Genomic DNA, 21,212 nt, shown 5'->3' with positions numbered 1-21,212 from the left:
CCGTTCACAAATCTGTATAGATTAGGATGCGAGCAATAGTCGGAATTTCATTACGGCTTCTCGCTCGTTTTGCGAGTCACGACATTCAAATATTTTCCTTTCAAGCTCTCCGTTTTTATGGTGTTGTTCTGTTGCGTGAATCGATGCCAGCCAATGTCGCTACGGCGCAATGGCGTCGATGTTCGCTTGTCGTCGCCGTATGATGAAACACCTTCGCTGCCGAAGACTTCAAGGCCAGTAATTTTTGCTAGCCGATAAGCGAAGGTATCCTCAATCGGTCCGGTCCATGTGGACGAACCGACATGCGTACCTTCTTTGCCGCCAGCGGTTCTGCACATTCCCAAGACAATGGTCGCGTCCTTTTCGAACGCGATCTTCTTGTCATTGATCATTTTCTCCAAGTCTGAAAGTTTGGCCGCACGCTTGGCGTCGAACGTGGCACCGCCCGGCGGCTTGTCGGTGTATAGGCCGGCGCCAGGTCCTTCACCGCCCAGTCCAAAGGGTGTGCCATGCGATAGGACCACGAGTTCCTTGATCGACCCGGCGTTCTTGAGTGCATCGAGTAACGCTTTGCCGGAATCGACTTGCACGACATCATAGCCTTCGGCTTTCAACGCGGCCTCAGACGCCTTATACTCGTTTTGAGACTGACGATAAGCACTCCACAACTTTTTATTTGCTTCGTATTTTTTCAAATCAGAAGAATATTTCTTTTTTGCTTCTTCATACTTTTTCATGCTTTCCACGAATGCTTTCTCAGCTTTGTTCTTATCTTTTTCGTATTTCGCCTTCTCTTTATCTGAAGCATTTTTTCCGGGGGCTTTGATCGTCGGCTTCTGGGGCTTTATGGGCTCCTTAGGTCGGGGGAGTTCCTTTCCCGCCGGCTTGGATTCATTGTGCATGACAATGGCGAGCTTTTTGCCGCTCTGGCCGTCAGGATCGACGAAGCCCGTCGGATTGCCGAAGCAGTATTGGTAGAGGTTGGGACCCTCCTCCTCGCCTGCCGGATCGCAGGCCGTCCATCGCCCGAGCCACGGCGCGTAATACCTCGCCCCGTGGTAGTACAACCCGCTCTCCTCATCCTGCTCCTTGCCGGTATACCGATACCGTTTCGCTGTCTCGGTCTGGCTGCGTACGGCCTGATAGGTCGAACTACCGTAGGGTGCGTATTCCTCGTAGGAAATGATCTGCGCCTGTTCATCCAGTTCCAGGCTGGCTGAGCCGAGGTGGTTGCCGAACTGGTAGCGGATCAGTTGCCGGGGTGCGTGGTCGCCGCCCGCCGAGTCAAACGTCCGCGTCTCCACCACCGCAATGCGCTGCTTGTCGTCCATCACGTGCAGCGTCTCGCGCTCCAGGGTGGCGGTGTTGGCGTCAATGGGGCCGACGTGCTTGCGGAAGATCTCGAAGCCGCCGAGGTAGATGCGCTCTTCGGTAAGGCCCGGCGCTTTCTCCCACACCTTGCGCACGCGCTGGCCTGAGGCGTCGTAGACGTACCAAGCCGCGCCGCCACCGCCCAGGTCGGTCTGGCGCAACTGATCCTTGTAGTCCCAGTGCATGTTGGGCCCGAGCAGGCCGCCGCCCAGGTGCGGCATGCGCAGCATGTTGCCGTGAACGTCGTGCAGGTAGGTTTCCGGCTGCGGCGTGTTACCCGCCGGGTTCAACGTGGTACGGGTCAGGCGGTTCCTGGTCTTGAGCAGCGCACCGCCGTTGCCGTCTTCGATCAGACTGGCTTCGAGATAGTCGTAGGCGCGTGTCCAGCCCGGATGCGCCGGGTCGTTGCCGCGATGCTGCATTTGCAGGAAGTTGCCGACGGCGTCGTACACATAGCGCTCGATGTACGTGCCCATGGCGTTGCCGTTGCCGGGGTGGTCGAGTCCTGTGTGGAAGGCGTTGGATCCATCGGGTGCCGTTGGCGGCTTTCGCTCGCCGCTTGCCAATTGACCGAGGTGTTCGCGGCCGGTGGCCTGGATCAGGCGGTAGAGGGCGTCGTAGACGTAGTCGTTGCTCGGTTCGACGCGCTTGTTCCGGAAGTAGATGGTCTGCTGCGCGTCGTCCTGGATGTGGGTGATGTTGCCGGCCGGGTCGTAGGTGTAGTGCAGGTTCTGCACCTGCTTGCCCGGCCAGCCGGCACCGGGCTGCTGCGGATCGTCGCCAGGGAAGTCCGCCGCCTTGCGCTTGGTCAGCAGTTGGGTGAGGCGGAAGGTGAGCGGGTCGTAGCGGTAGAAGGTGCTGGCGCCGTTCTTGTAGTCGATGAGCAGGCGCTGGCCCTTTGCGTCGTAGTCGATGTCGGCGACGCCGACCAGCGATGGGGCCTCGTTGGCCGGGTCGAGTAGTGCAGCAGGTTCGGCAGCGCGTTCCAGCCACACGTCCACCCGCTCCAGCAGGTTGGCCTCGTTGAACACCGGCTGGATGACGTTGAACTTGCCGCGCCCCAAGCTGCTGCGCGGCGCGATGGACTGGGTGGGACGGTTGAGTGCGTCGTAACAGGTGCCGGCCTCGAAGGTTTCGACGTCGAGCTTCGGGTCGCGCAGCCAGTCGGGGATGGCGGTGTAGTCGCTGACCAGTTGCCGCGTGCTGTACAGCAAATTGCCCTTGAAGTCGTACGCATCGGTCGGATTGCTGTTGGCATCCACTCGCGCATTGGTCGCGACGTGGGCCGAATCGAAGTGGCGATAAATGCGGGTGCGCAAGTTGAGCACTTCGGCGTTGCCCAGTGTCTCCCCGTACTCGATCTTGTCGACCAGGATCTCGCGATTCAGGGTGCGCGGATCGGACTCGTTGGTCGTGCCGCGCACGGTCTGCTCGACGGGGCGGCGCAGCAAGTCGTAGGCAGTGGTGAAGTTGTGGCCGCGGCTGTCCCAGGCTCGGATGGGTTTGCCGCCCACCTCGTTGAGCATCCAGAGCGCGCCGGCTTCCATGCTGAGCTGGTGGATGCGGTTGCCAAGCATGTCGTAGGCGTAGCGCATGACGATGCGACCGAGCGGGTCGCCCGCCTGCCGGATGGCGTCGCGCATGGCGCGCTGGTTGCCTTCGATATCCAGCTCGACGCGGGTGGCGAAGCTGTCCTCGCCGCCGTCGAGGTCGTGACCGAGGCACACGACGCGGTTGCGCGCCACGGTGAGAAAGGGGCGGCCGAGCACATCGAAATGCGCGGTGGTGGGCGTGTCGGCATGTGCTGCAGCCCGTTGGGCAGCGTTACGCTCGTCCGCTCCCAGGGCGCCGCCAATGCGTTGTACATACCAGGTTTGCCAAGGCTGCGCGGGATTGGCTGGCGGGGCCTTGAAGAACTCGGCGACGTAGCCGCGGATATCAGCGTCGGTGCGAGGGTCACCGGTCTGGGCGTTGCGCGCGGCACAGGTGTCGTTGACGTCGTAGGTGGTCTGCTGCCAGGGGTCGAATACCACCTTCTCGTAGGTGTGGTTCGGGTGCAGCGTCGCGATGACACGCTCGGCCGGGTCGTAGAACAGCACCGGGCTGACGCCGACCATGATGCCGAATTCGTAGTCATGCGTGGCGCTGAAGAAGGGCTCGTACTGGCGGACCGGCTTGCCTTTGTTGTTGAAGATGGCCCAGCCGCTGCCAACCCAGCGTGGATTGACGATGGGCGCGGCTAGGTTGCTGACATCCAGCGGTCCCGGCTCGGCCTGGATCTTCTTCTGGATCTCACGGCCGAAGCCGTCGGAGTAGGAGAAGCTGAGCTGGATCTTCAGGCCCTGGGGCGGCAGCGGGCTGCTCGCGTGGGTTTCGCGCGCGAGCGTCGCGGCGCAGGCGGGCTGCCACTTCGTCGGGTCGTTGGGGTGGGCCAGCCGCGTGCGGCGGAAGCGGTCGAGGTCGTAGACGATGCGCGTGGTAGCGTCTTTCAGCAGCGCGGCTGCGACGGCGTGCGGATCGGCAGCACCAAAGCCGTCGAGCTGGGCTTGCGTGAGGTCGGTGACAAAACCAGCCAGTGTGTCACCTTCCATCTGTGCGGGCAGCGGCTTGCCCATCACGGCAGTGCCGACCACCATGCCGAGCGTGTCAAAAGCGACTTCGGTCTGGTTGCGGTTGGGATCGCTGACCAGGCGCGGCTGCAGGACGCGGCAATCGTTGCTGTCCACCGTGACGCGGTTGCCGAGCGCGTCGCGGGTTTCGACCATCAGCAGGTCGTGGGCGTCGAAGTCGACGAAGGCGTTCTGGCCGAAGGGGTCGCGGTAGCGACGCGGCCGAAAGAAGTGCTGCCGCGCCTGCGCCAGTTCGGTGGCGGCGTTGTCGGCAGGATCCGTGCTGAAGAAGGCCTGCCCCGAGGGCATCCACCAGTGATCGTCCGCGTCGCTCGCGGGGAAGCGGCTGTCCGTCTTGAGGGTCTGGCTTCGAAGGTAACCGCCCCGGTTGCCGGCCTGTCCGCCAAGGACGGCCGCCGGATCGGGCAGCAGGGGTTCGGCCGCCTGCCCTTGGCGCGGACGCTGAAAGGCCTGTTCGATCAGGCCCGGGGTGAAGGCGAGCTTGTAGCTTTCGCCGGGCAGGCCAAACGACTGCGATTCTCCGAGCGGCAAGAGGCCGTTTAGATTGTCGCGCCGGTAGAGGGTGCGCAGCCATTCGATCGGGCGGCGGCGCTGGCTGCCGGCGGCTGTGGCCTCGTAAGCGACATCTGGTGCGGTGACCTTGTGGCGTAGCCGGCCGGCAGCGGCAGGATCGGGCTCGACGAAGTCCGTGGCTTGGTAGCGACCGTCCGCACCAGTGGCGGCGTAGCCCGTCAGCTCGAACGTGATCGCCTCGCAAGGCAGTGGGTTACGGCGCGTGTCGGATGACTCAATGGCATTGGTGACACGGCTTTCGGTGTAGGTGAGCAGCGATGTTGTCTGCCGTTCGCGATCCCACTGCGTCGACAGCGGTGAAGCGCGGCGTCCGTAGCCGATAGCCGCTTGCTTGAGCACGTTGCCGTAGTCATCGACCTCCAGCGTCAGCGCGTGCTGGATGCGCGGGTCGGCTGGGTTGCGCTCGTAGTGGTAGCTGAGGGACTCGCAGGGGTGGGTGAAGAAGACGGCGTGGCGATTGGCGCCACGGGGCTGCAAGGCGCGGATGCTGAAGTTCTGCTCGGTGACGGTGTAGGGCGTACGGGCACGCTGGACCTGATCCGGCGTGGCGCCGGGGTGATCGGCGTCATCGGCATAGACCTCCTGGCGCAGCATCGAGCCCTTGAGGGTGCGGCAGGCTTCGCGCTCTTCTTCCAGGGTCAGGCCAGGCGGGACGATGGTGTCATCGAGCAGAAGCGGCCGCGCGGTTTCGACGGTCAGTCCGGGCTCACGGAAATACTCATTCTCGAAGTGGCGCGAGACGCGTTCCCGACCGAGGTAGACGCCGGTATGGAACCAGCTCTTGGTGTGCACGGGCGGCACGTGCGATGCGGCGGCGATGTTGTCTGCCGGGACAGTGCCACCGGCGAGGGCGGCGAACTGCTCCGTGTCCCATTGCTCGACCATCCCGAAGCCGCGGAACTCTCGTTCCTCGCCGTCGAAATAGCCGTGGTGGTAGGCGTAGCGGGTGACGAAGCGGTTGCGGCTGATATGGTCGCAGGTTTCCACGCGCTCGACCACGTGGACCGGAAACGGCAGCCGGGTGATCCACGGCTTTCCGTCGCGCTTGTCCTGCAGGTAGAACCTGGTGGAGGGGGCGTAGTCGACGCGGGTCTCTGCCCCGAGGTTGTTGACGGTCCTGACCAGCAGATGCGGCTTGTGCCCGCCCATGAGGTTGACGTAGCGCATCGAACGCCGCGCGTCGCCCGGCAGCGCCGATGACCAGACCAGGCAGGCCGTGCCGTTGCCGAGCAGGTCGGTGGCCAGTATGCTTGCCAGGTCATCGATGCGCGGGAACACCTTCAGCACGTGTGGCTGGCTCCAGCCGTTGCCGGACTGGTTGAAGTACAGCCGCACGCCATCGCGGTGCAGGTAGATGATGTCGGTGGTGCCGCTGCCGTCAATGTCGGCCAGGCGGAGATAGCGATGGTCGAACTGGCCCGGATGGTCGAACCAGGGCGCGTTGTCCATCGTGATCTTGGCGCCGAAGCGGCCATAGCCCAGGTTCGGCCAGTAGCAGACTTCCCCGTTGCGGATGCGGACGATGTCGGTCAGGCCATCGCCCGAGAGATCGGCCAGGTAGAGCAACTGGGTGCCATCGGCAAAGATGACGCGCGGGCCTTGCTCTTCATCGAGCGCCTGCGCGACGTGCCGGGCCGGGCCGAAGCCATCTTCCCCGAGCAAGGCATGCCAGACAAAGGCATTGTCTTCGGTGATCAACACGTCGGCACGGCCGTCGCCGTCCAGGTCCACGAACCTGAGGTTCGGATCGCGCAGATTGCGGTTCAGGCCCGAGGCGAAAGGACGGAAGGGTTGCCAGCCTTCGGCCTCGTCATGCTCGTACAGGCCGGAGGCGGCGCCTTCCATGACAACCACGTCGGGCTGGCCGTCGCCGGCGAGGTCCATGAACTCCGCGCCGCCGGACAAGCTGGCACCGGGCTTCATGGCGACGGCTTCGAGCGGCGCGAATTTCGCCCTCACTTCCTCCTGGCCGCCCGGCAGCCTTTCCGGTATCGGGCTGAGATTGCGCTTGTAGTACCAGGCCCCGGCCTGCTCGGTGAGGATGCCGGCAAGCCCCTCGCCGTGCAGGTCGGTCCAGCGGTAGCTGCTGCCGTCCAGGCCGATGGGCGCGCTCTCCAGGCTCTCCGGGTCCACTTCCTCCACCACATCCTGCACCTCCGGCGCGGTGTACTCGAACTCCAACGGCGGAAAGCTGCGCCGGTCGTAGCCGCCATTGTGCCGACGGTAGCCGGTCTGGGTGACCGCGCGCAGGAAAGCGTAGATGGGGTTGCGAACGTCAGTGGGGGCGCCGTCCGAATAACTGAAGTCGGTGGAGCGCACCAGGCAATCGCGCTCTACACCCGCTTCGCCCGGGAAGTGGTGGAACATCAGGACACGCCGGCAGATCCGGTAGGTGCGCAACTCGAAGCCGGCGCGGTATGCGGAAAATGGATCCTGGCGCGCGGGCCACGTGCCCGTTTCGACGGGCGTCGGCGCGCTGGCGTCGTGCTCGCCGTAGTCGAAGACGACCTCGAAGAGCCAGGCGTTGCTTGCGTCGCGCGCGCACGAATCAGAGGGCTCGGGCCAGGGGGCATCGTCCGTCAGTATCGGGAAGTAGGGCGAACGATGGCCATAACGAATGCGCTTGAGGTAGCGCTGCGCGGAACGGGACGCATCCGTGCGGTTGCGCTCATGTGCCCTGGCAAGTCCGTTGCCGGCCGTGTCCTCAAGAATCCGCGCCGAGTCTTCGGGCTTGTAGCCATAGACAATGACGTTGCCCTTGTCATCATGGCTCTGGCAGATCAACCAGCTGAAGACGCGGCTTGGGTCCGCTGGATCGGCAATGCGGCTTTCGGCTGTCCTGCCGTACCAGGTAGTGACGTTGCTCTTTGAAATGGAGCGCCAGAACACGTCGCTCGCATCGGCGAGGTTGGTCCAGCGCTCAATGCGGGCGAACAAGCCCTCGATGCGCGGCCGGAAACGGTCTACCCGGTACGTCATTCCATTGACGGTGCGCGCGGGCAACTGCTCCCGCTCCCATTTCCCTTGCGCATTCGTGAGCACCGGGACCAGGTCCTCGGTGCCAGAGATCATGTAGACGTCGGGTGCGTCCACATGGTCGAGGTAGGTCGGAAGCCCCCGATCGGTCTTGCGAGTGATCGCAGGAAGCGACAGGTTCCAGCCGAAGCCGAACGGACCGTTGCCCGCGCCTGAATCGTAGCTCAGAGAAAGCTGGGGGCCAAAGCCCGAACGGCCCGGGCTTGTTGCGATCGGCACCGAAATCGAAGCGGTGCCGGTGACCGGGTTGGCCCCGAACTTCTCGCCGAGACCGCGGATCGCGCCGCCGCCCCTGGGCAGCGAGATCGACGGCGCAGCCTGACCCTGAGTCCCCTGGTTGCCTGAACCCTCGCTCGCTGCCGTGCCTGAAATCATGACAGGCGCTCCCGGTGTAATGCTTTTGTTCTTGGCTCCTGCGCGGAGACGCACGTGAAGGCGGCCCTTGCAATGGATGCAGCGTAGAAGACCGCGGCCAAAGTGCAACTGCGAGCCGTTTAACTCTGATCTGCACATTCCCGGGTTCGATGGCACCCGGATACTCGCTTGCTGCCTTCGCAAGCATCGCGAGGGAGCAAAGCTTCAGGGGCGCAGCAGCAAAATTGGGGGTGGTTCAGCCTGCACTCAGCCAGATGGTCCGAAGCGATCGGGGCGGTCTAGAATTAAGGATCGTACTACCGTCCTGGAGCTTGCCATGGCCAGATCCCTCCGTCTGCTGGCTGCCTGCGCGGCAGCCCTCGCTTTGAGCGCTCTTGCTGCGCCGCCGGCCGGAACCCTGATCCTTAGCTTCAATCATCCCGAGACATACACGGATGCTGCCTATCGCAGCGCGTACGGCAGCGACAAGGAGAGGGCGCAGGTGATGAACGATATCCGCGCCCACTTCCACGAACTGGCCGCCCGCCACCTGCCGCCTGGCTATACGCTGAACATCGAAGTGCTCGATGTCGACCTGGCCGGACATTTCGAACCGTGGCGTTTTCCCGGCTATGACTTGCGCGTGGTGCGCGATGTCACCTGGCCGCACATGAAGCTGCTCTATGAACTACGCGGCAGCGATGGTGCCGTGATCGGCAGGGGCGAGCAGCGTATCGCCGACCAGACCTTCAATATGGGTGTCAACGTCTACAGTCCCACCGACAGGCTGCGCTACGAGAAAGCGATGATGGACCGTTGGTTCGACGAAGCCGTGACACGCAAGATCCCGGCGCGCCAGAGCGATCACGCCTGATTGGCTGCCTTCCGTTGCGCCAGCGCCGACAAGACGGCCTGGCTCATTGCACCGACCCCGGCCTTGATCGCGGGCTCAGGCGCCGGCGCAAAGAATGGCGAATGGTTCGATGGCAGCGCCGCGCCGCCGGTCTTGCCCGGATCGGGTGGACGCTCCGGTAGCGCGGGCAGGGCGGCTGACGCGTTCGTGGCGGCCCGTTCATGACAGTGTCAAAAGCGGTCGCCCCGAGAAGACCTGCTCGGCAATCTGCACAGTTTTTTGGAATAGGGGTATCCAAGTGCTGCCAACCCGCGTATATTTCGCCCCGCGGGGTGGAGCAGTTGGCAGCTCGTCGGGCTCATAACCCGAAGGTCGCAGGTTCAAGTCCTGCCCCCGCAACCATATTCGCCCAGGCCCCGCCGGAGCTATCCGCGCGGGGCTTTTGCTTTCATGCCGGAAGATGGTGAGGGGGGCGTCCGCACACCCGGCAAGCTCCCGACCAGACGCAGGCCCCGGCCCGCTCAGCGCAGGTGCCCGCCAAACAGTCCGAGCAGGCCGATGACAATGAGGTAAATGGCGACGATATAGTTAAGCAGCCGCGGAATGACAAGAATAAGGATGCCGGCGATCAACGAGATTAGCGGGCCGGCGCTGGTAATGAAGTCCATGATGGGCCTGTGTGATTGGGGTTGATCTGCCGGGCGCTCCTGGGGGCGGCTGTTGGTGGTTACATGGCAGCCAGCTTCGTGACCTTAGTGGCTTCGAGGCTGATGCCTGCCATCAGTCCGCCATGATTTGCTCCGGTGCTCGAGCTATGAAAACGGTGGCGCAGAGAGGCAAAGCTCAGCCGAACACACGCGATCGCAGGTCGTCCTCGAAATCGACAGTCCATTGCGCACCCAGGTTTCCGTTGTATTGGCGGATTTCCCTCCCGAAGCCTACCGAGACGGTGCGCCTGCGTGGCGGCCCAGCGCCTGCAGCGTCTTCAACCGCTGTTACGGTAAATCCGTCGGGTGCGACCCCGTTACGCAGACAGGTCTCGCGGAAAGCTTCCTGCTCCAGCGGAGGGAACTGATTCAGCATCGTCTCCAGCATGGGTGTCTCCTGATGCCGACATGTAACGAGGAAAGGCCGAAGCGGCCAAGGGCGGCCCGTCGGCTGGCCGCCTTTGCCATTTCGCCCGCGGTGCGATGGCTCGGGTGCTGACCCTCTCCAGGGCGGAGGACTGCCGCTCGGGCGGAACGCGTTGTCGATGGCCTGCCATGGAATCCTGAACACCGATTCGAGGGATTCGCTGTAGTACTCGTTGCTGCTCCTTCGTATCGACAGGAACATCCATACCTATGCCCAGAGGATAGTTTACGCACCGGGAGGGCGCGTTTCGGCATCGGTCACTGGTGGCGGGGCGTAGACATAGGGTCAGGGGTCGCGGTAAACGCTGTGATAGTCATGGTGGGATGCGGCAACGCTAATTTGACATAACACTTATTATGCGCGCATAGAATGTAGCGGCTAAGCAGTAATGTCCGGTTCTGGCTAAGTTCAAATGTCCGAGTTTGGCAGGCGTAAGCTTGACGGCTTCCAGCGCGCGGGAGCCCGTCATGCCAGCAGGAGCCATTACCATGACGATGCGGCAGATCGACCGGCGCAAGGTCCCTGCGAGAAACTTGAGAATCCTGAGAAAGTTGAGTAAAGTGCAGGTGCCAATCCCGATCCGTCCTGGCGTTGGCTCTAGCGTCGTTAGCCCAAGATCGGTTGTCCTGTGCGCGATCTGATCGCGAAGCGAGCATCCCCCCGCCTTCGCCCCGCCCCGGGTTGTCATCTGATGGAGTTTGATATGACACCGCGTACCCACGTGCCGGCCGCCATTGCGGTCGGCCCCCAACTGGTCGAGAAATTGGTCCACGACATCGACGAGCAACTGGAACACACCATCGACGTGGGCGAACGTGCCCGCGTGATGGACATCGTGCGCCAGTGCCTGACGGCAACGCTCGGACACCCCGGCTCGCCGGCGGCAGATGTCGAGAACCGGCTCGCCGTGTCATATCTGAAGCCCTCGGAGGTCATTGCACAGGGTCTGGTGGCCATGTCGCAGGCGACACTATACCGCGCAGTGGAGGATGCACGCTTTTACTGTGTCACCCCGCGCGGCAAGGCGATCGGCCGCGCCTTCCCGGCCTGGCAATTCGCGCCGCCGGTGCCGGAGCTGCTGGTTCCGGTGCTGCGCCAGATGAAGAACCTGCCGAGTAGCGAAATCCATGCGTTCTGGGTCACCCCGGTCGATGCCTTCGACGACCTGACGCCTGCCGAAATGCTGGCGGGCAAGGCGTTCCAATCGCGCGCGGCACTTACCGCCGCGCAGCGTGGCCACCTTGCACAATCCGCCGGCGAGCGGCAGGGCTGGGTGATCGCGCAGTTGACCGCGCTGCCCTCGCGCAGTTCGGATCTGATCAGCTGATGTCGACGTCAAAAATCATTGGGACTTGACTGGCGATGGAGCGCCGGTCGGTTTCCGGTATCCGTCGCGCAAGCACAAGAGCCACCTGGCACTGGCCATCCAGTCCGATTCGCTTGAGCAATGGCGCTGCCAGGTCGATATACGGGTGACGCCGTTCGCGGACATGCCGGAGTTCGAAGCGTTGCGCGCCGACGCGAACTACGCCGCCCCGTTCGAGGGCGGGTTTTTGTTGGACTGAAGCCGACTGCTCGGCCACGCCTTTTGCGGAGCCACAGGAATTCCGCATATGGTAAGGCCGAATTTGGGAGGCATAACTGGCCGATGAAGCCTTAACCGAGAAACCGCCGATGCCCACCAACCCCGCCCAGGACTCAAACCGCGCCGCTGACGCAACCACCACACGTGGCACGGCTCCAGAGGTTCTTCGGGCGTTCCTGAAACTTGGCCTGACTTCGTTCGGCGGCCCGATCGCGCACCTCGGTTACTTCCGAGCCGAATTCGTCGAGCGCCGCCGCTGGCTGGACGACAAGAGCTACTCGGACCTGGTCGCGCTGTGTCAATTCCTGCCGGGGCCAGCCAGCAGCCAGGTTGGCATGGCGCTGGGGCTGCAGCGGGCGGGCTGGCTTGGCGCGCTGGCCGCCTGGATGGGCTTTACCCTGCCCTCTGCGATTGCACTTGTCCTGTTTGCCTTTGGCATTGCGCGCTGGTCCGGCGTTGCGGATTCCGGGGCAGTCCACGGCCTGAAGGTGGCGGCCGTGGCGGTTGTCGCACAGGCGGTATGGGGCATGGCCAGGTCGCTGTGTCCGGACCGGCTGCGTGCCGGCATCGCGGTCGTGGCCGCGCTTCTGGTCCTCGCGGTGCCAAGTGCGGTGGGCCAGGTTGCCGCCATTGTGCTGGGTGGCCTGGTTGCGCGCTGGACCTTGCAGCTGAACCATCTGCCTCCTGCCCAGCATCTCAACTACGGTGTGAGTCGCCGGGTCGGCGCTTTGCTTCTCGCGTTGTTCGGCGTGCTGCTGGTGCTGCTCCCGGCCCTTGCCGCAATGACTGGTTCGATGGCGGTGTCGGCCGTGTCGGTCTTCTACCAGGCCGGAGCGCTGGTTTTCGGGGGTGGGCATGTCGTACTGCCGCTGCTGCAGGCTGGCGTGGTGCCCCCTGGCTGGGTCGGCAACGATGCATTCCTGGCGGGCTACGGCGCAGCACAAGCAGTTCCGGGTCCCCTGTTCACCTTTGCCGCGTACCTCGGGGCGCTCTCGCCCGCGCCATTGGGTGGATGGGTGGGCGCGCTGGTACTGCTTCTCGCGATCTTTGCGCCGGCGTTCCTGCTGGTGGCCGGCGCATTGCCGTTCTGGGAAAGCCTGCGCCAGCGCGACGGGGTGCAGAGCGCGATGGGTGGCATCAATGCAGCCGTCGTTGGCGTACTGGCCGCCGCGCTGTACGACCCGGTGTGGACCAGCGCGATCCACTCGAAGGCGGATTTCGGCCTGGCGCTGGCGGCCTTCGGCTTGCTCGTCTACGGCCGCGTGTCCCCCGTACTGGTGGTGGCCGGCGCGGCGCTGGGTGGGTGGATCCTGGCGCTCTAGCCGGGGATCCGCCAACCCAGGTCGCCACGCTCAGATCACGGCACGCTCACCAACACCGCCGCGGCCGGATCCGCCGCCGCATCGCCCTCCATGACGATCAGCTTCGCTGGCGCGGCGCTTTTTGGCGAAAGCGTCGTCACGACTTCGCGCAGCGGGCCAATGGCGGTGCCGTTGGCCATGCCGGCCGCATTGGTGCGGAAGCTTGCCACGGGCGTGGCCTGCCCTGCGACATAGACGCTGTACGTGGTTTGCGGCTTCAGCTTGAACAGGGATACTTCCAATGCGTCGACGACACCGAGATTGCGCGCGACCACAAAGCCCTTGGCATCGCCACGGACCGGTTTAAGGGCGATGTTGACCGGATCGCTGTTCGCTCTCTGCACAAGGTTGGCGGTCCCGTCGCCGCCTGGCACTGCGTTGGAGACATAGACCAGTGCCTGCGGCGCCTGGCCAACCGGCACGCGGGTCGTGACCTGGTTCGTTGCGGTGTCGATCACGTCGACGGCGTCGCCGTTTTCCAGCCCGACATAGATGCGTGAACTGTCATCGGCAGCCCAGATGCCGTGCGGCAGCGCGCCGACCGGAATGGTCGCGACCAGCCGCGGTTCGGCCTCGGTGGTGAATACCTTGACCACGTTTTCGCCGCCCACTGTCACATAGGCGAACGTGCCACGCGCGGTCCTGGCAAAGGCAAGGTGATTGGTGATGAAGCCGGAGTCGAAGACGCCCTTCACTTCCAGTTTCTCGGTGTCGATGCGGGTGACCTTGCCCACGTCCTTGTGCGTCATCCACACCTCGCGGAAGTCCGGCGTGAACTGCAGGAACGGTGAGAACGGGCTGGTGACACTGAGGCGCTTGACCACCTTGTGTGCCCTGACATCGATGACATCCACCACGGGGTTGAAGCTGGACACCACGAAGGCGAGCTTGCCGGCAGGATGGAACAGCACCATGCCCGGCCCTGCCGTGGTCTGGATGCGGCGGGTTTCCCGGAATGTCACCGGGTTGATGACGGAGATATAGTCTTCGCCGCGCACGACTACCCACACCTCTTTTCCATCCGCGGTAAAGAAGCCCTCATGCGGTGAGCGGCCGATATAGGCAATGCCCTTGACCTTGTTGGTCGCCGTATCGATGAACGCGACGGAATTCGATCCGTTCGAGATCGCGATCAGGGTCCGATGGTCGGGCGAGAAGCCAAGGCCGTGGACATTGAGCTCGCCCTTGTAAAGCGGCGACAGCACGTCCGGCCGCGCGTTGCCAAGGCGGATCTGCCCAAGCAAGGTGTTGCTCGCCGGATTGATCACTGAAACGGTGTTGCTGTTCTGGTCGGCGGTGTAAACGCGATCCTGTGGCTGCGGCGCGGCGACTGCGAGAGGCGCGGCCACGGCAAGGATAAGGGCATGTCTTTTCATGATTCGGTCCAGAAGCGGGCGGTGTATGTCCGCCGGTTAGCGAGGATTGGTGGCGCCAGGTGCCCTGGCCTGGCTGCGCTGGAGCCAGGCCTGCATCAGGCGGATCTCGTTTTGCTGCTCGGTGATGATGGCCTGTGCAAGATTGCGCAACTCCGGGTCTTTGCCATACAGCAGCAGCGCCTTGGCCATGTCGATCGCGCCCTGGTGGTGCGGAATCATCATGGTGACAAAGTCGTGGTCGGGGATGCCGTTCATGGCTGCCTGCGCCATACCGTGATCCATTACGGCCATGGCGTCACCCATCAGGCCGGCAAACGGTTTTGCGGTGCTGGCGACAAAGGGCGGCGGCACCTGCCCCGCAGTGGTTTGGTGATGGTGGTGGGCTTCCTGGGCTGGCGCGGCAAAGCTTGCAGCCCATAGAAGCAGCGCCGGCACGATGCGTGCCGCGGTGCCGACGCCATTGCTTGGGGTTCTCCGTTGCATTGCAGGGTCTCCTTTCTACCGGGCCTGGCGTTAGCCGGCGGCCGGGGGGTACCTGCGTATACACATGGAGGGCGTGGACTATTCCATGGAAAGCCGGATTTTTTGCGGACCAGCCGCTGGACAGGCCTGCGATGCGTGACGCAGCCCCACCCTCCCCTTACGGGGTATCCGCCCGTCCCGGCGCACCGTCCAGGGCCGCCAGTATCCGAAACGCTGCCTTTACCCGCTCCGGTACCGGGAAGTTCTTGTTCGCCAGCATCACGATGCCAATCCGCTTCGCCGGCACAAAGACCACGTAGGCGCCAAAGCCATTGGTCGAGCCGGTCTTGTTGACCAGCACATCGGCGGGCGATGACAGCGGCGGCTCCAGCCGGCTCACCTGGTTCGCCTCGAGCACGACCTGCGGTGAACTGCCGGCCAGCACGCTGTCGACCCGTGTGGGCCAGGCGTACATTTCCCAGCCCAGCCCCTGCACCATGTCGCCGACCTTGAAGTACCCGGTGTGCGTCCCGGCAATGGCACGCCGCAGCTTGTCGTCCAGGCCGGCACTGTCGATGTTGGCTTCGACAAAGCGGATCAAGTCGGCCGCCGTGGTTTTCACGCCGTAGGCTTCGGCATCCAGCACGCCGGGCGTCACGCGGACCGGCTTGCCGTCTTTCGAATAGCCATAGGCGTAGTCGCCCATGCGCGCCTTCGGCACCCTGATGTAGGTGTGGGCCAGGCCCAGCGCCGGGAACAGCGTCTTCTCCATCAGGTCATCGAAGGGCTGGCCCATGCTGCTGGCGGCCAGGTAGCCGAACAAGCCGATGCTGGGATTCGAATACTGGCGATGGCTGCCGGCGGCATATCTGGGGCGCCAGCCCCGGAAATAGTCGACCATCGTCCTGGTATCGGTGACCGCATCCGGAAACTGCAGCGGCAGGCCGCCGGCGGCATAGGTGCCGAGGTCGAGCAGGCTGGTCGCGCCCAGGCTGCTTCCCGCAAGCGCCGGCAGGTATTTCCCGGCAGGGTCGGCCAGGGACAGGGTGCCGCGGGCCTGTCCATAGGACGCGAGCGTCGCGGTGAAGGTCTTGCTGACCGAGCCGATCTCGAAGAGCGTGTCGCCGTCGACCTTGCGCCGGCCCTCCTTCGCCGCGACGCCGTAGTTGAAGACGTAGCGCTTGCCGCCGGCCGTGACGGCAACGGCCATGCCGGGGACGCCGTGCGCCGCCATCAGGGGGCGGATGGCATCGTTCACAGCGCGTTCTATCTGGCGCTGGCCGACACTGTCGGCGGCACTGGCATTGGCCGCGAAGAGGCTGCAAGCCATGGCGATGGTGGCGATGCGGGCAACAGGAATCCGTTTCATATCCGGCGCTTGGCGATCATGCTGGGGGGGCGGCGCCGGACCATGGCGGTGCGCGCCCGTGGCGGCACGGACGCGCAACTGGAGCGGCTGCAGAAGGACAAAGCTTAACAGCCGCCGCCGTCGCATGTGGAGTCCCGCACCGAAGCGCCCCGCCTGGCCTGCAAGGTGAAGCCGGCGATATCAGAGCGAGGACGGCGCAGGCTTGTCCGTGTCGATGCCGTAGCGCGTGATCGCCTCGGCCACCACCGACGCCGGCACCGTGCCCTGCGCCGCAAGCGCGCGCAGCGCCGCCACGCAGACATAGGCGCGATCGACCTCGAAGAAGCGGCGCAGCGACGGCCGGTTGTCGCTGCGGCCATAGCCGTCGGTGCCCAGCACCGTGAAGGGAGCCGGCACGTAGGGCGCAATCAGTTGCGGATAGGCGCGCACGTAGTCAGTGGCCGCCACCACCGGCGCGTCGCCGGCCAGCAGCGCTTCCACATGGCTGGGGGCGATGCTGTCCTGCGGATGATGCAGGCGCTGGCGCGCGGTCTCGCGCGCCTCGCGCTCCAGCTCGGAGAAGCTGGTGACGCTGAACACCTCGCTGTCGACCTGCCAGTCCTCGGCCAGCATCTGCGCCGCGGCCTCCACCTCGCGCAGGATGGTGCCGCTGCCGAGCAGCCGCACCCTGGCGCGCCCGCCGCCTTCCACCTGCGCAAGCCGGTACATGCCGCGCACGATGTCGCGCTCCACGCCCGCCGGCATCGACGGCTGGGCGTAGTTCTCGTTCATCACGGTCAGGTAATAGAACACGTCCTCCTGGCGCTCCATCATCGCGCGCATGCCCTCGTCGACGATGACTGCCAGCTCATAGGCGTAGGCGGGGTCATAGGCGCGGCAGTTGGGGATGGTGGCGGCAATGATGTGGCTGGTGCCGTCCTGGTGCTGCAGCCCTTCGCCGGACAGCGTGGTGCGGCCTGCCGTAGCGCCCACCAAGAAGCCGCGCGCACGCTGGTCGCCGGCGGCCCAGATCAGGTCGCCGATGCGCTGGAAGCCGAACATCGAGTAGTAGATATAGAGCGGCAGCATGGCCGTGCCATGGTTGCTGTAGGCGGTGCCCGCGGCAATCCACGACGACATCGCACCGGCCTCGGTGATGCCTTCTTCCAGGATCTGGCCGCGGATGTCCTCGCGGTAGTACAGCATCGAGCCGGCGTCCTCGGGCTCGTACAGCTGGCCCTGCGATGAATAGATGCCGACCTGGCGGAACAGGCTGGCCATGCCGAAGGTGCGCGCCTCGTCGGCGACGATGGGCACCACGCGCGGACCGAGCGCCTTGTCCTTGAGCAGGCCGGTCAGCATGCGCACCATTGCCATGGTGGTCGACATCTCCTTCTGGTCGGCCGCCACCGCGAACTGGCCGTATTGCGCCAGCGGCGGCACCGCCACGGTGTCGGCCTGGCGCTGGCGCGCCGGCAGGTAGCCGCCCAGCACCTGGCGGCGTTCGCGCAGGTAGCGCAGCTCAGCGCTGTCCTCGGCCGGGCGGTAGAAGCGCATCGATTCCAGGTCCTCGTCGGACAGCTCCAGGCCGAAGCGGCTGCGGAATGCCTTCAGCGCCTCGATGTCGAGCTTCTTCTGCTGGTGCGTGGTGTTCTGCGCCTGGCCGGCATTGCCCATGCCATAGCCCTTGATGGTCTTGGCCAGGATCACCGTGGGCTGGCCCTTGTGCGCGCGTGCCGCGGCAAAGGCCGCATGGAGCTTGCGCAGGTCGTGTCCGCCGCGGTTCAGCGCCGCCACCTCATCCGGCGTCATATGCGCGACCAATGCCTTCAGCGCTTCGTTCTGGCCAAAGAAATGCTCGCGCCCATAGTGGCCGTCCTTGGCCTTGTAAGTCTGGAACTGGCCGTCCATGGTCGAGGCGAAGGCGCGCAGCAACGCGCCGGAGTGATCGCGCGCGAAGATCGGGTCCCAGGCGCTGCCCCACAGCACCTTGATCACGTTCCAGCCCGCGCCGCGGAACAGCGCTTCCAGCTCCTGCACGATCTGGCCGTTGCCGCGCACCGGGCCGTCCAGGCGCTGCAGGTTGCAGTTGATGACAAAGGTCAGGTTGTCGAGCTTCTCGCGCGCTGCCAGCGGCAGCGCGGCGATCGATTCGGGCTCGTCCATCTCGCCGTCGCCGAACACGCCCCACACGTGCCGGCCCGAAGTGGCCTGCAGCCCCCGGTGCTCCATGTAGCGCATGAAGCGCGCCTGGTAGACCGACTGGATCGGGCCCAGCCCCATCGAGCCGGTCGGGAACTGCCAGAAGTCCGGCATCAGCCAGGGGTGCGGATATGAGCACAGGCCCTGCCCCCCCGCCTCTCGGCGGAAGTTGTCGAGCTGGGCCTCGGACAGGCGTCCTTCCAGGAAGGCGCGCGCGTACACGCCCGGGGCCGAGTGCGGCTGGAAGTAGACCAGGTCGCCGCCGTTGCCGGCATCGGCGCCCTGGAAGAAGTGGTTGAAGCCGACCTCGAACAGGTCCGCCGCCGAGGCATAGCTGGAGATATGCCCGCCCAGTTCACCGTAGGCCTGGTTGGCGCGCACCACCATGGCAAGGGCATTCCAGCGCACGATGCCGGTGATGCGCTCTTCCATCGCCAGATCCCCCGGATAAGGCGGCTGGCGCTCGACCGGGATGGTGTTCAGGTAAGGCGTGTTGCTCTGCGCCGTGGTCGACACACCCAGCGCGGGGGCGGCATCGAGCAGCCGGCCGAGCAGGAAGCGCGCGCGCTCCTGCCCGCATTGCGCCACCACTGCCTCCAGCGCGTCCAGCCATTCGCGCGTCTCCTGCGGATCGTCGTCGCCGTCGGGCATGGCCTGGGCGAGCAGGCGTTGAGGCCAAGCTTCTGCGGATCGAGCAGCGTCACGCGCTGCCGGATGATCCCGCGCTGCTCCAACGCGCGCACGCGCGCCAGGCAAGGCGACGGCGAGAGGTTGACGCGCGCGGCCAGCTCGACGTTGGTCAGGCTGGCGTCGCGCTGCAACGCCTCGAGGATCCGGATATTGATTTCATCCAGTTCGGGTTCCTGCATGGGGTTCCTGTTTGGCCGGCTCGATGTGAAGTGCATGGCGCCCTGCCTCCTTGCGGAAACGGGGCGCCGGGCAGAGCGCTAGAATACAGGCCGCGCGGCGCGGGCGGCAAACCTCCAGGCTTGCAGGGCCGCCACATGGCGATCGTGGAACCCGGCCAGCAGCCGGCATCAGGTTCCCGCGCCCTCCCCGCGTGCCTGCGCCCATGCGTCCCAGTACGGCGGACTGCCGATGGCCGTGCGCACGCACTCCGCAAACGCGCGCAGCCGCGCCGACACCCGCCGGCCTTCCGGGTGGGCGATATAAATGGATTCCGGCTCGGCCCGCAGGCCGACCTCGATCACGGCCAGCGCCCCCTGCCGGATGGCATCGCCGGCAATAAAGGTCGGCAACAACGCGATGCCGACTCCCGCGATGGCGGCATCTCGCATCATGTCGCCGTTGTTGACGCGCAGCGCAACGGCGGCACGGGCGATTTCGGTGCCGTCGGGGCCGTGCAGGCGCCAGTCAGCCGCGCCGCGGTTGGCGTAGAAGATGCCACGGTGCTGCTGCAGCTCCGCCAGCGTTGCCGGCGCGCCCATCTGCGCCAGGTAATCCGGGGATGCGACCAGGAGGCGGTGGCTGGGGGCAAGCTGCCATGCCACCAGGCGCGAGCTCTCCAGCGGGCCGTGCCGCACCACGGCGTCATAACTGTCGGTGGCCGCGTCCACGCGGCGGTCGTCCAGGTCCAGGCTCAGCTCCAGTTCCGGATGCCGGGCCAGGAACGGATAGATGGCAGGCCCCAGGTGCATCCGGCCAAATGTGACCGGCGCGGAAATCCGCAACGACCCGGCCAGGGTGCCGCGCCGCTCGGCAACATCGGTTGCCGCCGCCTCCACTTCATGCAGGATGCGCGTGGCCCGCTCCAGGAAGGCGGCGCCATCCTCGGTCAGCGACAGCCGCCGCGTGGTCCGGCGCAGCAGGTTGGCACCCATCGCCTTTTCAAGCTCGGCCAGGCGTTCGCTGACGACGGACTTGGACAAGTTGAGCCGCCTCGCGGCCTCGCTGATAGAGCCTGCCTCGACCACGGCGACAAAGCTGGCGACACCTTCTAGCTTGAACATTGTTCGGCATATCCGGAAAGTTGTTCCGCGATCTTCAGTCTAGTTCGAACCACGCGCGTTGCCCATACTGGTTTCACGAGGCAGCAGGACGGTTCCTGCTGCCCTACCCGCAAACCCGGCGCTGTGGACCAGCAAGTTGCCCCCGCGCCAGACCGGAGATCGATCATGGGACGTTTGTCTGGAAAAGTTGCCATCATTACCGGCGCCAGTGCCGGCATTGGCCGCGCCACCGCATTGCTGTTTGCCGCCGAGGGCGCCAGGGTGGTAGTCGGTGCCCGCCGCCAGTCCGAACTGGACAGCCTGGTGGCGCAGATCCGTGACGCCGGCGGCGACGCGGTGGCGCTCGCCGGCGATGTGCGGCGCGAGGAATACGCCAGCGCGCTGGTGGCGCTGGCGGTCGAGCGCTATGGCCGCCTGGATATCGCCTTCAACAACGCCGGCACGCTCGGCGAGGGCGGGCCCAGCACCGGGGTTTCGGCAGACGGCTGGAACGACACCCTTGCCATCAATCTCACCGGCGCATTCCTCGGCGCCAAGCACCAGCTTGCACAGATGCTGAAGGATGGCGGCGGTTCGGTGATCTTCACCTCGACCTTCGTTGGCTACACCGTCGCCTTTCCCGGCGTGGCCGCGTATGCGGCAAGCAAGTCCGGCCTGATCGGCCTGACGCAGGCGCTGGCGGCCGAGTATGGGCCGCAGGGCATCCGCGTCAATGCGATCCTGCCGGGCGCCGTGGACACGGACATGTATCGCACCATGAACGACACCGCGGAATCACAGGCGTTCATCACCAACCTGCATGCGCTCAAGCGCGTGGCCACGCCGGAAGAACTGGCGCGCTCGGTGCTGTACCTGGCATCGGACGATTCGGCTTTCGTCACCGGCACGGCATCGCTGGTGGATGGCGGCGTCTCGATCACGCGCACCTGACCCCACCGGCGCCGGCGGCCAGCATGG

At 65.0% G+C, this 21,212-nt stretch carries 16 protein-coding genes and 1 tRNA gene; 8 read left to right on the top strand and 9 right to left on the bottom strand.

From position 1 onward, the window contains the following. Nucleotides 1–50: 50 nt before the first annotated feature. Nucleotides 51–7,985, bottom strand: a complete 7,935-nt coding sequence (locus tag AC3WRR_RS13475; RefSeq protein ID WP_492297220.1) for a SpvB/TcaC N-terminal domain-containing protein — start codon at nt 7,983–7,985, stop codon at nt 51–53. Nucleotides 7,986–8,134: 149 nt separating this feature from the next. Between AC3WRR_RS13475 and AC3WRR_RS13470 the strand changes: the two genes are divergently transcribed. The 3 genes from AC3WRR_RS13470 (at nt 8,135) to AC3WRR_RS13460 (ending at nt 9,219) form a co-directional block, all read left to right on the top strand. Continuing rightward, nucleotides 8,135–8,353: a helix-turn-helix domain-containing protein gene (locus AC3WRR_RS13470; protein ID WP_492297218.1), complete on the top strand. Its 219-nt coding sequence runs from the start codon at nt 8,135–8,137 to the stop codon at nt 8,351–8,353. Continuing rightward, the gene (locus tag AC3WRR_RS13465) at nt 8,302–8,838 is read left to right on the top strand and encodes a DUF3016 domain-containing protein (protein WP_011617177.1); all 537 of its coding nucleotides are present in this window, start codon (nt 8,302–8,304) and stop codon (nt 8,836–8,838) included. Before AC3WRR_RS13470 ends, AC3WRR_RS13465 begins: the two co-directional genes overlap by 52 nt. A 305-nt stretch (nt 8,839–9,143) precedes the next feature. Then, a tRNA-Met gene (locus AC3WRR_RS13460) sits at nt 9,144–9,219 on the top strand. Nucleotides 9,220–9,338: 119 nt separating this feature from the next. On the opposite strand, the gene AC3WRR_RS13455 is transcribed toward AC3WRR_RS13460, so the two are convergent. Both AC3WRR_RS13455 and AC3WRR_RS13450 read right to left on the bottom strand, forming a co-directional pair. Continuing rightward, nucleotides 9,339–9,485, bottom strand: a complete 147-nt coding sequence (locus tag AC3WRR_RS13455; protein ID WP_010809333.1) for a DUF3096 domain-containing protein — start codon at nt 9,483–9,485, stop codon at nt 9,339–9,341. Between the two features lie 175 nt (nt 9,486–9,660). After that, entirely contained in the window at nt 9,661–9,912 is a 252-nt protein-coding gene (locus AC3WRR_RS13450) for a hypothetical protein (RefSeq protein WP_011617176.1), read from the bottom strand. 742 nt (nt 9,913–10,654) lie between these two features. Between AC3WRR_RS13450 and AC3WRR_RS13445 the strand changes: the two genes are divergently transcribed. The 3 genes from AC3WRR_RS13445 (at nt 10,655) to chrA (ending at nt 12,858) form a co-directional block, all read left to right on the top strand. Then, nucleotides 10,655–11,278 carry a hypothetical protein gene (locus tag AC3WRR_RS13445; RefSeq protein ID WP_010809350.1) on the top strand — a complete coding sequence of 208 codons (624 nt, stop codon included), beginning with the start codon at nt 10,655–10,657 and terminating at the stop codon, nt 11,276–11,278. Nucleotides 11,279–11,303: 25 nt separating this feature from the next. Beyond that, a complete protein-coding gene (locus AC3WRR_RS13440) occupies nt 11,304–11,516 on the top strand; it encodes a hypothetical protein (protein ID WP_011617135.1) in 213 nt (70 codons plus the stop codon). A gap of 109 nt (nt 11,517–11,625) precedes the next feature. Further along, nucleotides 11,626–12,858: a chromate efflux transporter gene (gene chrA / locus AC3WRR_RS13435; RefSeq protein WP_010809352.1), complete on the top strand. Its 1,233-nt coding sequence runs from the start codon at nt 11,626–11,628 to the stop codon at nt 12,856–12,858. A gap of 35 nt (nt 12,859–12,893) precedes the next feature. Here chrA and AC3WRR_RS13430 read toward each other — a convergent pair whose 3' ends face one another. From AC3WRR_RS13430 to ampC, 3 genes are all read right to left on the bottom strand, one after another. Further along, nucleotides 12,894–14,273 (bottom strand): YncE family protein, encoded by a 1,380-nt coding sequence (locus tag AC3WRR_RS13430; RefSeq protein WP_011617134.1) that lies wholly within the window; start codon nt 14,271–14,273, stop codon nt 12,894–12,896. A gap of 36 nt (nt 14,274–14,309) precedes the next feature. Next, nucleotides 14,310–14,756, bottom strand: a complete 447-nt coding sequence (gene copM, locus AC3WRR_RS13425) for a CopM family metallochaperone (RefSeq protein ID WP_058697108.1) — start codon at nt 14,754–14,756, stop codon at nt 14,310–14,312. 157 nt (nt 14,757–14,913) lie between these two features. Beyond that, nucleotides 14,914–16,065 (bottom strand): class C beta-lactamase, encoded by a 1,152-nt coding sequence (gene ampC, locus AC3WRR_RS13420; protein WP_492297256.1) that lies wholly within the window; start codon nt 16,063–16,065, stop codon nt 14,914–14,916. On the opposite strand from ampC, the gene AC3WRR_RS13415 reads away from it, so the two are divergent. Continuing rightward, nucleotides 15,958–16,212 carry a hypothetical protein gene (locus AC3WRR_RS13415; RefSeq protein ID WP_231881523.1) on the top strand — a complete coding sequence of 85 codons (255 nt, stop codon included), beginning with the start codon at nt 15,958–15,960 and terminating at the stop codon, nt 16,210–16,212. The genes ampC and AC3WRR_RS13415 overlap by 108 nt on opposite strands. Before the next feature lie 72 nt (nt 16,213–16,284). Here AC3WRR_RS13415 and mdeB read toward each other — a convergent pair whose 3' ends face one another. From mdeB to AC3WRR_RS13400, 3 genes are all read right to left on the bottom strand, one after another. Then, nucleotides 16,285–18,876, bottom strand: coding sequence for an alpha-ketoglutarate dehydrogenase (gene mdeB / locus AC3WRR_RS13410; RefSeq protein ID WP_492297254.1), 2,592 nt, complete (start codon nt 18,874–18,876; stop codon nt 16,285–16,287). Then, the gene (locus AC3WRR_RS13405) at nt 18,765–19,154 is read right to left on the bottom strand and encodes an Lrp/AsnC family transcriptional regulator (protein WP_492297215.1); all 390 of its coding nucleotides are present in this window, start codon (nt 19,152–19,154) and stop codon (nt 18,765–18,767) included. The genes mdeB and AC3WRR_RS13405 overlap by 112 nt, the downstream gene beginning before the upstream one ends. Nucleotides 19,155–19,322: 168 nt before the next feature. Further along, the gene (locus tag AC3WRR_RS13400) at nt 19,323–20,255 is read right to left on the bottom strand and encodes a LysR family transcriptional regulator (RefSeq protein ID WP_011617130.1); all 933 of its coding nucleotides are present in this window, start codon (nt 20,253–20,255) and stop codon (nt 19,323–19,325) included. 165 nt (nt 20,256–20,420) lie between these two features. Between AC3WRR_RS13400 and AC3WRR_RS13395 the strand changes: the two genes are divergently transcribed. Beyond that, nucleotides 20,421–21,185: an SDR family oxidoreductase gene (locus AC3WRR_RS13395; protein WP_010809358.1), complete on the top strand. Its 765-nt coding sequence runs from the start codon at nt 20,421–20,423 to the stop codon at nt 21,183–21,185. The last annotated feature ends 27 nt before the right edge of the window (nt 21,186–21,212 follow it).

It is taken from the genome of Cupriavidus sp. FW305-3-2-15-C-LB2, from assembly GCF_058787575.1.
This window is presented reverse-complemented; position numbering and strand designations above follow the sequence as displayed.